This is a genomic window from Dactylosporangium sp. CA-052675 (assembly GCF_050947935.1).
GTDB lineage: Bacteria > Actinomycetota > Actinomycetes > Mycobacteriales > Micromonosporaceae > Dactylosporangium.
The window spans coordinates 4587432-4599747 of sequence record NZ_CP192010.1; the positions used below are offsets into that span (position 1 = coordinate 4587432).

At 73.3% G+C, this 12316-nt stretch carries 14 protein-coding genes; 7 read left to right on the top strand and 7 right to left on the bottom strand.

Features of this window, described 5'->3' with window-relative positions; all coding sequences use genetic code 11:
- Positions 1 to 3 precede the first annotated feature (3 nt).
- From ACQP1P_RS21055 to ACQP1P_RS21065, 3 genes are read left to right on the top strand one after another with little or no spacing between them, the layout of a single operon-like run.
- A complete protein-coding gene (locus ACQP1P_RS21055; protein WP_433088603.1) occupies positions 4 to 966 on the top strand; it encodes a hypothetical protein in 963 nt (320 codons plus the stop codon).
- Positions 963 to 1694, top strand: coding sequence for an SDR family NAD(P)-dependent oxidoreductase (locus ACQP1P_RS21060; protein ID WP_433088605.1), 732 nt, complete (start codon positions 963 to 965; stop codon positions 1692 to 1694). Before ACQP1P_RS21055 ends, ACQP1P_RS21060 begins: the two co-directional genes overlap by 4 nt.
- Before the next feature lie 5 nt (positions 1695 to 1699).
- Positions 1700 to 2704, top strand: a complete 1005-nt coding sequence (locus ACQP1P_RS21065) for an alpha/beta hydrolase fold domain-containing protein (protein WP_433088607.1) — start codon at positions 1700 to 1702, stop codon at positions 2702 to 2704.
- On the opposite strand, the gene ACQP1P_RS21070 is transcribed toward ACQP1P_RS21065, so the two are convergent.
- Complete coding sequence (locus tag ACQP1P_RS21070) at positions 2601 to 4499, bottom strand: flavin-containing monooxygenase (protein WP_433088609.1); 1899 nt, start codon at positions 4497 to 4499, stop codon at positions 2601 to 2603. The two genes, ACQP1P_RS21065 and ACQP1P_RS21070, sit on opposite strands and share 104 nt — an antisense overlap.
- A gap of 190 nt (positions 4500 to 4689) precedes the next feature.
- Positions 4690 to 4968: an ROK family protein gene (locus tag ACQP1P_RS21075; protein WP_433088611.1), complete on the bottom strand. Its 279-nt coding sequence runs from the start codon at positions 4966 to 4968 to the stop codon at positions 4690 to 4692.
- Between ACQP1P_RS21075 and ACQP1P_RS21080 the strand changes: the two genes are divergently transcribed.
- Complete coding sequence (locus ACQP1P_RS21080) at positions 4952 to 5173, top strand: twin-arginine translocase TatA/TatE family subunit (protein ID WP_433088613.1); 222 nt, start codon at positions 4952 to 4954, stop codon at positions 5171 to 5173. The genes ACQP1P_RS21075 and ACQP1P_RS21080 overlap by 17 nt on opposite strands.
- 21 nt (positions 5174 to 5194) lie before the next feature.
- Here the strand turns inward: ACQP1P_RS21080 and ACQP1P_RS21085 are convergent, their stop codons facing one another.
- Positions 5195 to 5734, bottom strand: a complete 540-nt coding sequence (locus ACQP1P_RS21085; RefSeq protein WP_433088615.1) for a hypothetical protein — start codon at positions 5732 to 5734, stop codon at positions 5195 to 5197.
- A 127-nt stretch (positions 5735 to 5861) separates the two neighbouring features.
- Here ACQP1P_RS21085 and ACQP1P_RS21090 point away from each other — a divergent pair, with 127 nt between their 5' ends.
- The gene (locus ACQP1P_RS21090) at positions 5862 to 7217 is read left to right on the top strand and encodes a cytochrome ubiquinol oxidase subunit I (protein WP_433088617.1); all 1356 of its coding nucleotides are present in this window, start codon (positions 5862 to 5864) and stop codon (positions 7215 to 7217) included.
- Positions 7214 to 8209 carry a cytochrome d ubiquinol oxidase subunit II gene (locus tag ACQP1P_RS21095; protein WP_433088619.1) on the top strand — a complete coding sequence of 332 codons (996 nt, stop codon included), beginning with the start codon at positions 7214 to 7216 and terminating at the stop codon, positions 8207 to 8209. The genes ACQP1P_RS21090 and ACQP1P_RS21095 overlap by 4 nt, the downstream gene beginning before the upstream one ends.
- A gap of 59 nt (positions 8210 to 8268) precedes the next feature.
- Here ACQP1P_RS21095 and ACQP1P_RS21100 read toward each other — a convergent pair whose 3' ends face one another.
- Complete coding sequence (locus ACQP1P_RS21100; RefSeq protein ID WP_433088621.1) at positions 8269 to 8493, bottom strand: ferredoxin; 225 nt, start codon at positions 8491 to 8493, stop codon at positions 8269 to 8271.
- Positions 8490 to 9692, bottom strand: a complete 1203-nt coding sequence (locus ACQP1P_RS21105; protein WP_433088623.1) for a cytochrome P450 — start codon at positions 9690 to 9692, stop codon at positions 8490 to 8492. Before ACQP1P_RS21105 ends, ACQP1P_RS21100 begins: the two co-directional genes overlap by 4 nt.
- Before the next feature lie 122 nt (positions 9693 to 9814).
- Here ACQP1P_RS21105 and ACQP1P_RS21110 point away from each other — a divergent pair, with 122 nt between their 5' ends.
- On the top strand, positions 9815 to 10486 hold the full coding sequence (locus ACQP1P_RS21110) for a TetR/AcrR family transcriptional regulator (RefSeq protein WP_433088625.1): 672 nt from the start codon (positions 9815 to 9817) through the stop codon (positions 10484 to 10486).
- Positions 10487 to 10511: 25 nt separating this feature from the next.
- Here the strand turns inward: ACQP1P_RS21110 and gdhA are convergent, their stop codons facing one another.
- The gene (gene gdhA, locus ACQP1P_RS21115; RefSeq protein ID WP_433088626.1) at positions 10512 to 11858 is read right to left on the bottom strand and encodes an NADP-specific glutamate dehydrogenase; all 1347 of its coding nucleotides are present in this window, start codon (positions 11856 to 11858) and stop codon (positions 10512 to 10514) included.
- Positions 11859 to 12104: 246 nt separating this feature from the next.
- Positions 12105 to 12287: an antitoxin gene (locus tag ACQP1P_RS21120; protein WP_433088628.1), complete on the bottom strand. Its 183-nt coding sequence runs from the start codon at positions 12285 to 12287 to the stop codon at positions 12105 to 12107.
- Positions 12288 to 12316: the final 29 nt, after the last annotated feature.

The following is a 12316-nucleotide window of genomic DNA, read 5'->3' on the forward strand; positions in this document are numbered from 1 at the left end:
TCCATGGATGCAGCGACCCACGACCACACCATCATCATCAACACCGGCCGGTGCGGCTCGACGATGCTCTCCGACCTGATCGCCGAGCAGCCCGACACCCTGTCGGTCCAGGAGTACCTCATGTGGGTGACGCCCGGGATCGACGGCGAGAAGGTGCTCACCGGCCCGGCGTTCTGGTCGGCCCTGAGCGCGCCCAGCACCCAGCTCGCCACCCTGTTCCGGACCGGACTCGTCCCGCCCGAGGTGCGCTACCCGGCGCACGGCCGCTGGGCCGGCAACCTCGCCGAGCTGCCGCAGATCCTCGCGATCACGCTGCCGAAGATCTCGGCCGACCCCGACCGCCTGTTCGACGTGCTCGCCGAGCTGGTGCCCGCGTTCCCGGAGCAGCCGCTGGCCCGGCACCACCGGATGGTGCTGGACCTGCTCACCTCGCTCGCCGGCCGGCGGCGCTGGGTCGAGCGCTCCGGCGGCTCCAGCAACATCGCGCCGCGCCTGCTGCGGGACTTCCCCGACGCGAGGATCGTCTACCTGACGCGCGAGCGTGCCGACACCGCCCGTTCCATGAGCCGGCACTCCTGCTTCCAGCTCATGCAGCTGCGTGTGGAGCTGGTCGGCCGCTACGGCCTCGACCCGTTCGAGATCGTCCCCGGCCAGCGGGTGCCGGCGGAGGTGGAGCGGTACCTGCCCGACCGCCTCACCGCCGAGGCGCTGCGCGAACGCGGCCAGGACGTCCGGCGGTTCGAGGGGCTGTGCGCGTTCCTCGCCAGCCAGGCCGAGCAGGCCATCGCCGACGTGCGGCCACGGCGCCTGCTGCGGATGGCGTACGAGGACATCGTCGACGATCCGCTGCCGCAGCTGGAGCGGCTCGGCCGGTTCCTCGGCTTCGAGGACTGGCAGCCGTGGGCGCGCCGGGTGGCCGGATCGGTCAACGCGCGCGGTGGCGCTCAGGCGGCGGTGCGGGCATGAGCGACTTCGCGGACAAGGCGGCGCTCGTCACGGGGGCCGGCTCGGGCATCGGCGAGGCGTGCGCGTCGCTGCTGGCCGCTCGGGGCGCCGGCGTGCTGGTCGCCGACGTGGATCTCGACGCCGCGACGCGCGTCGCCGAGGCCATCGGCGCGTCCGCCGTGGCCCACCGGGTCGACGTGCGCGACCCCAAGGCGTGCGAGGCGATGGTCGCCGCGGCGGTGGACTCGTTCGGCCGGCTCGACGTCGCCGTGAACAACGCCGGCATCGGCGGGCCGCGGGCGCTCACGGGGGAGTACCCGCTGGACGGCTGGGACGACGTGATCGCGGTCAACCTCAGCGGGGTGTTCTACTCGATGCGGGCCGAGATCCCCGCCATGCTCGGCAACGGGGCCGGGTCCATCGTCAACGTGGCATCGGTCATGGGGTCGGTCGGCTTCCCGCGGTCGGTGGCCTACGTGGCCGCCAAGCACGGGGTCGTCGGCATGACCAAGAGCGCCGCCCTGGAGTACGCCAGGCAGGGCATCCGGGTCAACAGCGTCGGGCCGGGCTTCATCGAGGCGCCCATGCTGAAGCGGGAGAGCGCGATCGGCGTGGCCTACCTGCACCCGACGTGCCGGCTGGGCCGCTGCGAGGAGGTCGCCGAGCTGATCGCGTTCCTCGCCTCCGACCGCGCGTCCAACACCACCGGCTCGTGCTTCGCCACCGACGGCGGATACACGGCGCAGTGACGGCGATGCCCTACGCCGACCTGGTCGTGGCCGATCCGCCGTCGCCGAACGCGGGGCTGGTGCGGCAGATGCTGCGGCAGGCGGCCCGGCGACGTCCGGCCACGCTCGAGCAGTGGCGCATCGCGTACGAGCGGTCCGCCGCGTCGTTCGCGGCGGCGCCGGTCGGTGCGCAGGCGGTACCGGTCGGGGCGGCCACCGGGATCTGGCTGCGCCGCCCCGCCGCGAACCGGCCCGTCCTGCTTTACCTGCACGGCGGCTTCTACTGCCTGGGCTCCGCCCGGACCCACGCGCACCTCGCGGGACTGCTGGCCGATGCCGCCGGGGCGGCCTGTCTCGCGCTGGACTACCGCCGGGGCCCCGAGCAGCCGTTCCCGGCCGCGGTCGACGACGGCGTGGCCGCGCTGGAGGCGATCCGGGCCGCGGCGCCGGACGGTCCGGTCGTCGTCGCCGGCGACTCGGCCGGGGCCGGCCTGGCCCTGTCGGTGGCGATGCGCGTGCGCGACGACGGGGGCCGCCCGCCGGACCTGCTGGTGCTGCTGTCGCCGTGGAGCGACCTGACCTGCTCGTCCCGCAGCCACCGGGAGCTGGCGGCGGTGGACCCGGTGCTGAGCACCGGCGAGCTGCGGGAGATGGCGGCCCGTTACGCCGGCGCGGCCGATCCGCGCCGGCCGGGCCTCTCGCCCCTCTTCGGCGACCTGGCCGGCCTGCCGCCGGTGCTGGTCCAGGCCGGCGGCCAGGAGGTGCTGCTCGACGACGCGACGAGGCTCGTCGACGGCATCCGGGCCACCGGCGGGCGGGCCGTGCTGCACCACTGGCCGCACATGTTCCATGTCTGGCAGTGGTACCACCCGATCCTGCCCGAGGGCGCCCGTGCGCTGCGGGACGCCGGCGCGCTCATCCGGGCGGCTACGGCAGGTGGAGGTACTCGGCCGGATGGAACCGCCGGGTGCGCCGCCAGTACTCGTGCGGCGGGAACGGCCAGTTCTGCGCCGACCGTCCGGCGCGGTTGACGTACCAGCCGCCGGTCTTCGAGAAGCCCCAGGCGCGCTCGGCGTTGGCCGCGTCCACCTCGGCTGTGAAGGCCTCGCAGACCTCGCGTCGCACCTCGACCGCCCGGTGCGTCGAGCCGAGCAGGTGCCGCACCGCGTCGAGCAGGTACGTGACGCCGCACTCGGACATGTGGATGATGCTGCCGCCGTGCCCGGCGAGGTTCGTGTTCGGCCCGTAGAGACAGAACAGGTTCGGGAAGCCGGGCACGGTGAGGCCGAGATGCGCGCGGGCGTCGCCGTTCCAGGACCGGTGCAGGTCGACGCCGCCGCGGCCGGTGACCGACATCGGCGCGAGGAACTGCGAGGCGGCGAAGCCGGTGCCGTAGACGATGACGTCCGCGGGGTGCTCGGTGCCGTCCGCGGTCCGGATGCCGCCCGGCGTGACCCGCTCGATCCGCTCGCCCACCAGCCGGACGTTGGGGCGCTTGAGCGTGGCGATCCATGCGCCGTTGTCGCGCAGGACCCGCCGGGCGCCGACCGGGTAGGCGGGGATCACCAGCGGCTCGAGGTCGGGGCGGCCGGCGAGCTGGCCGCGCATGTGGCCGGCGAGCGTCACGCGCAGCGCCTCGTTCATCGCCGAGACGGCCCGCTCCGTGGGCGGGTAGTCGCGGTCGACGACCCAGCCCTCCAGCACCCGGTGCAGCCCCGGTGCGAGCAGCCAGAAGCGGTGCCAGGCGAGGTAGTACGGCACGTGCTCGTACAGCCAGCGCAGCCCGTCGGCGACCGGGTGGTGGTAGTGCATGGTGGGCCGCAGCCACGGCGGCGTGCGCTGGAAGACGCGCACCTCGCCGGCCGTTCTGGCGATCTCGGGGACGAACTGGATGGCGCTGGCGCCCGTGCCGATGACCGCGACCCGCCGTCCGGCCAGTTCGACGCCGTGATCCCAGCGCGCGGAGTGGAATGCCGGGCCCGCGAACTCGTCGCGTCCCGCGATGTCGGGCAGGCGGGGCCGGTTGAGCTGCCCGACGGCGGTCACGAGCACGGTGCTGGTGACGGTGCGTTCGCCGTCGGGCGTGGCCAGGGTGAGCCGCCAGCGCCCCGCCGCCTCGTCCCAGGCGGCCGCGCGGACCTCGGTGTCGAACCGGATGTGGTCGTAGAGGCCGTGCTGCTTGGCGAACTCGGTGAAGTACTGGCGCACGCTGTCGTGGGTGCTGAAGTGCTGCGGCCAGTCGGCGCGCTGCGCGAAGGAGTAGCTGTACAGCTGGCTGGCCACGTCGACCCGGCAGCCGGGGTAGGTGTTCTCGTACCAGGTGCCGCCGACGTCGCCGTTCTTCTCGTACACGGTGACGGGCACCCCGGCCTGGGTCAGCCGGTGCGCGGCGAGCAGCCCGCTCATCCCGGCGCCGACGACGGCGACCTCGAGCTCCGGCGCGCCGGGCAGGTCGTCGCGGCTCCATCCGGGCGCCCTGGGATCCGCGCCGGGCAGGATGATCTCCTCGGCCAGCATCGGTACCAGCTCGGCCGTGTCCACACCCAGGGCCCAGCCGGTGATCCGGCCCAGCGTCGGCGCGTCCGGCGGCGGCACGGCGGGACCGTCGCCGAGCCGGGCGAGCACGCCGGCCGCGAGCGCGCGGGCCTCCTCCCGCTGCCGGGCGGTCAGCCCGCCCTGCGGCAGGAACAGCCAGCCGTCGGTGCGCAGGTCGTCGCGCAGGATCGAGGTGTCGCCGGTCAGGTGGGCCAGCGTCATGAGGAGTGCCGGAACCTCGGCGTCGCGGAGGTGCTGGCGCAGTTGGGCGTCGTCGGCATGCATCGTCATCGCGGATGTCTCCGGTAGATCGGCGCGGCCGGCGGCGGATCAACCGTCCGATGTGGACATCCGCTCGCGGCCAGAACCTCGCCGAGCACCGTCGTTTCGCCTGTCCGCGCGCTGCTACAGCGCTTGCGCCCGCGGTGCGCGCCGATCGTAACACCCGGCCGGCGCCCGCCGCGGCGAACTCACGCGCGGTTCACGCGCCGGCGAGGGTCTCGTCGATGCGGCTGACGGCGAGGGCGTGCTGGATGACCATCGTCGCCGCGCCGATGACGCCGTCCTGGGGGCCGGTCGTGGCCGGCACGATCTGCAGCCGGGCCGTGGCGAGCGGCAGCGAGCGGCCGTACACGACCTCCCGCACCCCGGCGATGAGGCTCTCGCCGGCCTGGGCGAGCGAGCCGCCGATGACGACGAGCTCGGGGTTGAGCAGGCTCACGCAGGTCGCGAGGACTTCGCCGATGGTGCGTCCCGCCAAGCGCCTGCCCGACGCGGCCCGGTCGCTCGGCCGCTCGATGCGGATCATCAAGGCCGAGACGAAGGGCCTCGCGGACGAGGACGCCGACGTCGACGCCAAGACCGCGGCGCAGCCGGGCCGGCCGCCGCTCAGCGGCCGGCCCGTCGACGACCGGCCGTCGCCGCTGGTCGACCACGCTCGGGAGCGTCCCCGCTCGGCGGCGTAGCGGGCGTCATCGTCGTCGGGCTCAACGCCGCACGGCATGCGCCGCACGGCGGGGCGGCGGGCCGGCATCGGCGCGCCGCCCGGGGTGCCGGGCGGCGTGGCGTTGCCCCGGTCCCGGACCGCTGCGCGAGGCCAGCGCATCCGCCACGGCGCCGGTGGTGAAGCCGTAGACGCACTTGTGGAGCACGTCGGCGGCGAGCTCGCGGCGGGGCCATGTCTGCGGCGGTGCGCCCACGCCGGTGGCGTTCTCCAGGATCTGGTCATTGGTCAGGCGGACCACGGTGAACATCGCCGACGCGACGGGCCCGCGCAGCCCCGCGTGCGCCATGACGCTGCGCAGGACACCGACGAGGGCTCCCTGGCCGTAGTGCATGGCCGCGTTCAGCGTCCGCAGCCGGTCCGCCGGCCGCTCCGGCCGGCCCGTGAGCCGGGCCAGGACCCGCGCCGGCACGTAGGAGTCCGGACGGCCGGTGCTTCGCTGCTCGATCTTCTCCGCGACCGTCATCACCGCGGCACCGGCGAGCCCGGCCACCAGCCCCTGCCACACCGCCTGCTTCAACATGCGACCTGCTTCGACATACGGCCGCGCTACCCGCGCACAACGCCCGTACACCCGCGTTTATCCCGCTCCGGGGACGGTAGAGACAGCGCCGATGGAGCCGTCGCAGTTGCTGCCCGCGCGTGAGCAAATGGCGTTCACGCTCGGGTTCCACATCATCCTCGTGCCGTTCGGGATGGCGTTCACGTTCCTGATGCTCATCGCCGAGTGGCGGGGGCTACGGCGCGGCGACCGGGACGCGCTGGTGCTGGCCCGGCGATGGTCACAGGTGGCGGCGGTGCTCTTCGCGGTCGGCGCGGTCTCCGGCACCGTGCTCAGCTTCGAGCTCGGACTGCTGTGGCCCGGGCTGATGGGGCGCTACGGGGCCGCGTTCGGCCTCCCCTTCGCGGTCGAGGGGCTGTTCTTCTTCCTCGAGGCGATCTTCGTCGCGGTGTACGTCTACGGCTGGGACCGCCTGCCCGGCTGGCGCCACTTCTGGACCGGGGTGCCGGTCGTCCTCGCCGGCATCGGCGGCACGCTCTCCGTGGTCGCCGCCAACGCGTGGATGAACCAGCCCGGCGGGTTCACCCTGCGCGACGGGCGAGTCGTCGCCGTACGCCCGCTGGAGGTGTTCTTCAACGGGGCGTTCTGGTACGAGAGCGTGCACATGCTGCTGGCCGGATACATGGTCGCCGGGTTCCTCACCGCGGCCGTGTACGCGCGCGGGCTGCGCCGGGCCGGCCACGATCGCACCGTGCGGCTGGGGCTGATGATCCCGCTGACCATGGCCGCGATCGTCACCCCGGTGCAGATCGTCGTCGGGGACCTGGTGGCCCGGGAGGTGTTCCACCGGGAGGCGGCGAAGTTCGCCGCGATCGAGGCGGTGCCGACCACCGGCACCCACGTGCCCGAGATCCTCGGCGGCGTCTACAGCCGCGGGCGGGTCCTCGGCGGCATCCCCGTGCCGAACGGGGCGTCGCTGCTGTCCGGGTACCGCGCCGACACCCGCATCCAGGGTCTCGACGCGATCCCCGAGGAGGTGCGGCCCACCGACCGCGAGGTGACGATCGTGCACCTCGCCTTCGACGTGATGGTCGGCGCCGGGATGTACCTGCTGGCCCTGTCGGTGTGGTTCGGCCTGGCCTGGTGGCGCTACCGCGGCCCGCCCGGCGGGCGCTGGTTCCCGCGCGCCGCGATCGCCGGCGGGGTCCTCGCGGTCGTCGCCCTGGAGACCGGGTGGGTGGTCACCGAGGTCGGCCGCCAGCCCTGGACCGTCGTCGGGCACCTGCTGACCCGGGACGCGGTCACGCGCTCCGGCAACGTCTGGTTCTTCTTCGCCGCCACGCTGGTGTTGTACGCCGCCGTCGCCGTCGCCACCGTGCACGTCCTGCGGGTGCTGCGCCGCCGCTGGCGCGACGGCGGCGTCGAGCCGGCGGACGTCCCGTACGGCCCGGCCCGTGCCGGCGACACGGCCCCCGCCGACGACCCGGCGGTGACCGACGGATGAGCACGTTCGCCGCGGTGGTGCTGTTCGCCGGCGTGCTCACCTACGCCGTGCTGGGCGGTGCCGACTACGGCGCCGGGTTCTGGGACCTCACCGCCGGCGGTGCGCGGCGCGGGCGGCGGCCGCGGCACCTCATCGACGCCGTCCTGGCCCCGGTCTGGGAGGCCAACCACGTCTGGCTGATCTTCTGCCTGGTGATGCTGTGGTCCGCCTTCCCGACCGCGTTCGCCGCCATCATGACCACGCTGTACATCCCGCTGGGCGTGGCCGGACTCGGTGTCGTGCTGCGCGGCTCCGGTTTCGCCTTCCGCAAGGTCCTCGTCGTCACCGATCACCAGCGCGCCGCCGGCGCCGCGTTCGCCGCCTCCTCGGTCATCACCCCGTTCTGCTTCGGTACCGTCGCCGGCGGCATCGCCTCCGGTCGCGTCCCGGCCACCGGCGGCGGCGACCCGGTCGGCTCCTGGCTCAACCCGACGAGCGTGCTCGGCGGCGTCCTCGCGGTGCTGGTCTGCGCGTTTCTCGCCGCCGTGTTCCTCACCGCCGAGGCCCGGCGGCGCCACGACGAGCGGCTGCGCATCTGGTACGCCCGCCGCTCCCGCCTCGCCGCCCTGGTGACCGGCGCCGTCGCCCTGGCCGGCATCGCCGTGCTGCACGTCGACGCGCCGCGGCTGCTGCACGGGCTGCTCACCCGCGGCCTGCCTTTCATGATCGTCTCCGCACTGTGCGGGCTGGGCTCGCTGACCCTGCTGCGCCACGCCTCGCCGCGCGCCGCCCAGGCCGCCGCGGTCGGCGCCGCCGGCACGGTGGTCGCCGGCTGGGGCGTGGCCCAGTACCCGTACCTGCTCGGCGATCACCTGCGCATCGCCGAGGCCGCGGCCCCGACGCCGACGCTGGCGGCGTTGACGGTCGTGGCCGCGGCCGCCGTGCTGCTCGTGGTGCCGTCGATCGCCCTGCTCTTCGTCCTGCACCAGTCCGGCCGCCTCGACAGCCACTGACGCGGCGGCCCGGGGTCATGCCGACGGCGGCCCGGGGTCATGGCGACGGCGGCCCGGGGTCATGCCGATGGCGGGTCGGGTGACTCGTCGACGGTGATGGCGCGGGCGGGGCACAGCAGAGCCGCGTGGCGTACATCGGCCGCGAGCGACGGCGGGGGAGCGTCGGTCAGCAGGGTCACCACGCCGTCCTCCTCGCGCTGGTCGAAGACGTCGCCGGCGGTGAGGACACACTGGCCGGAGCTGATGCAGCTGGCCTGGTCGACGCTCACGTGCACGGCGCTCACCACGTCACCGGCAGTTCGTAGACGCCGTAGACGGCACCGTCGTGCTTGAACGGAATCCGGTCGAGCGTGGTGGCCAGGCGCAGGCCCGGGATGCGGCGGTACAGCGTGCCGTAGACGACCTGCAACTCGGTGCGGGCCAAGGGCTGGCCGAGGCACTGGTGGACGCCGAAGCCGAACGCGACGTGGCGGCGGGCGTCGCGGCGCACGTCGAGGGTGTCGGGGTCGGTGAAGGCGTCGGGGTCGCGGTTGGCGATGTCGTTGGCGAGGATCAGGCCCTCGCCCGCGCGGATGGTGTACCCGCCGATCTCGATGTCCTCCAGAGCGACCCGGCGGCGGCCGTTGTGGGTGATGTTCAGGTAGCGCAGCAGTTCCTCGACGGCGCTGTCGACGACGGCGGGATCGCCGCCGTCGCGCAGCAGGGCCAGCTGGTCGGGGTGTTCGAGCAGGGCGAGGGTGCCCAGCGCGATCATGTTGGCGGTCGTCTCGTGGCCGGCGATGAGCAGCAGCACGCCGGTGCCGGCGGCCTCGCGGCGGGTCAGCTCCCCGGCGGACACCCGCGCGCCGAGCTCGGAGAGCAGATCGTCCTGCGGGGACGCGATCTTCGCCGCCATGAGGTCGTCGAGGTAGTCGGAGATCGCCTGGAACGCCGCGCCCCGCTCGTCGGGTGTCGCGGTGCGGCGGATCAGGATGCGGCTGTTGGACTGGAAGAACTCGTGGTCGGCGTAGGGCACCCCGAGCAGCCGGCAGATGACGAGGGACGGCACCGGCAGCGCGAACGCCTCGACCAGGTCGACCGGGCGCGGGCCGGCGAGCATGCCGTCGATGAGGTCGTCGACGATCTGCTGGATCGCCGGGCGCAGGGCGCGGACGCGGCGGATGGCGAAGGGCGCGGTGACCATGCGGCGCAGGCGGGCATGCTCGGGGTCGTCCATGAGGATGAAGCCGATCGTGCCGCCGCCGGTGCGCAGCGGTGCGGTGAGCGGGTAGCCGGGGCGCGTCACGTCGGCGCTGACCCGCGGGTCGGCGAGCAGGGCGCGCTGGTCGGCGTAGCGGGTGACGAGCCAGGCGGTGTGGCCGTCCCACGTGCGCACCTTGCCCAGCGGCTCGTCGCGTTGCCGATCGCGCAGCGCCGGCGGCGGGTCGAACGGGCAGCGCGCGGCGCGGGTCATCGGGTATTCCGGGAGTTGGGTCTCGGTCATCGCATCCTCACGTCATGGTGTAGACACTGTGCGTGACATCGATAAGCCCGACACTAATTCAATCGACTGACTTAAACAAGGTCGGGACCGGTGCCGATGGCGGCAGCGGTGCATACTGAGCCATGGCGAGTGAGCGGGCCCCCCGGGCGGGCGAGACACGCGCGGCGATCCTCGCCGCGGCCGAGCGGCTCTTCGCCGAGCGGGGACTCTCCGCCGTCTCCAACCGCCTCGTCAGCGAGGCCGCCGGCCAGGGCAACAACGCCGCGGTCGGCTACCACTTCGGCACCAAGACCGATCTGGTCCGCGCGGTGCTGCGCGAGCATGCCGTCCCCATGGAAGACATCCGCGCCCGATTACTCCGTGCGTGCGCGGGCCGCGACCGGCTGCGCGACTGGGTGGTCTGCCTCGTCCGCCCGATCACCGACCACCTGAGCGACCTCGGCACGCCCAGTTGGTACGCCCGGTTCGCCGCGCAGGTGATGACCGACCCGGTGCTGCGCGGCATCATGGTCGACGACGCGCTCGCCACGCCGACCGTGGGGGCCGTGCGCGCCGGCCTCGACCGGTGCCTGCCGCATCTGTCGCCGGAGGTGCGCGCCGAGCGTCACGAGATGGTGCGCCTGCTCGTCGTGCACACCTGCGCCGAGCGGGAGCGGGCGCTCGCCGACGCCGGCCTGCGCGACCCCGCGTGGGACGCCGTGACGGCGGGCCTGGTCGACGCGGTCGTCGGCCTGCTGCGGGCGCGGGCCACCCGCCCCGCGCCCACGCGCACGCGCACGCGCGTCCCCTCGTGAGGGCAGCCGGCCGCCGGCTGAACGCTCAGATCAGGCCTTGGGCGAGCATCGCCTCGGCGACCATCCGGAACCCGTCGATGTTCGCGCCCGCGACATAGTTGCCCGGCATGCCGTACTCCTCCGCCGTGGCATGGCAGCGGGCGTGGATGTCGCGCATGATGCCGCGAAGCCGCTGCTGCGAGTACTCGAACGTCCACGAGTCGCGGCTGGCGTTCTGCTGCATCTCCAGCGCGCTGGCCGCGACCCCGCCCGCATTGGCGGCCTTGCCGGGGGCGAAGCGCACGCCGGCCTCGGCGAACAGGCGCACCGCCTCCGGCGTCGTCGGCATGTTCGCCCCCTCCACCACGGCGATGCAGCCTTCGGCCACCAGGGCGGCCGCGTCGTCGGCGTCGATCTCGTTCTGCGTGGCGGACGGGATCGCGATCTGGCAGGGCACCCCGCGCCACATCCCGTTGCCGGGCGTGAACGTCGCGTGCGGGCGATGGCGGACGTACTGCCCGAGCCGCTCCCGCCGCACCTCCTTGAGCTCCTTGAGCGCGGCCAGGTCGATGCCCTTGTCGTCGCGCACGTATCCGGACGAGTCGGAGCAGGCCACCACGACGCCGCCGAGCTCGTGGACCTTCTCGATCGCGTAGATCGCCACGTTGCCGGAGCCGGACACCACGACCCGCTTGCCCTCGATGCTGTCGCCGGCGGCGCGCAGCATCTCCTCGGCGAAGAACACCGCACCGTAGCCGGTCGCCTCCCGCCGCACCTGGGCGCCGCCGTAGGCGAGACCCTTGCCGGTGAGCACGCCGGACTCGTACCGGTTCGTGATGCGCTTGTACTGCCCGAAGAGGTAGCCGATCTCGCGGCCGCCGACGCCGATGTCACCGGCGGGCACGTCGGTGTACTCGCCGATGTGGCGGTACAGCTCCGTCATGAACGACTGGCAGAACCGCATCACCTCGCGATCGGAGCGGCCCTTCGGGTCGAAGTCCGACCCGCCCTTGCCGCCGCCGATCGGCATGCCGGTCAGGGCGTTCTTGAACAGCTGCTCGAAGCCGAGGAACTTGACGATCCCGAGGTAGACCGACGGGTGGAAGCGCAGGCCTCCCTTGTACGGCCCCAGGGCGGAGTTGAACTCGACGCGGAACCCGCGGTTGATGTGCACCTCGCCGCTGTCGTCCTCCCAGGGCACCCGGAAGATGATCTGCCGCTCCGGCTCGCAGATCCGCTCGATGATCTTGGCCTGGGCGTATTCGGGGTGCTTGTCCAGGGCGGGCGCGACGCTGTCGAGCACCTCGCGTACCGCCTGATGGAACTCGTGCTCACCCGGATTGCGGCGCACCACCGTGGTGAAGATCGAGTCCAGTTTCTCCCGGGTCGACATGGTCATCCTTCCGGCGTGGTTCGTCTGAGAGACATCCACACCGTCGTGGACCCATCACTGCGACGATCCGAGCGTTCACCTTCCGCTCATGATCGCATCAAGGTGCGCATCGATGCGACATGCGGTGCCGGCTGCTCGGCCGCGGCCGTGACAGGCGAACGGGCTGACCACGGATGAGGTGGCGGACGAGGCCGGTCAGCCGGCGGCACCGACCCCGCGGGCCGGCGCCGCCGGTGGCCGGAAGCCCTACTGCGTCGTGTCGCCCTCGCCGGTGCGTTCCTTCGCCGTGCGGACTCCCTTGCGCACCTGGTCGGTGTACTGCTGATCGGTGCGCCGGTCGACCTGCTCACCGGCTTTGTCCAGCCCCTCGTCGACCTTGTTGTCGTGTTTGCCGAGGAATTCCTTCGCCTTGTCCACAATCTTGCTCACGGCCGACCCCTCCTGCCGTCAGTGGGATG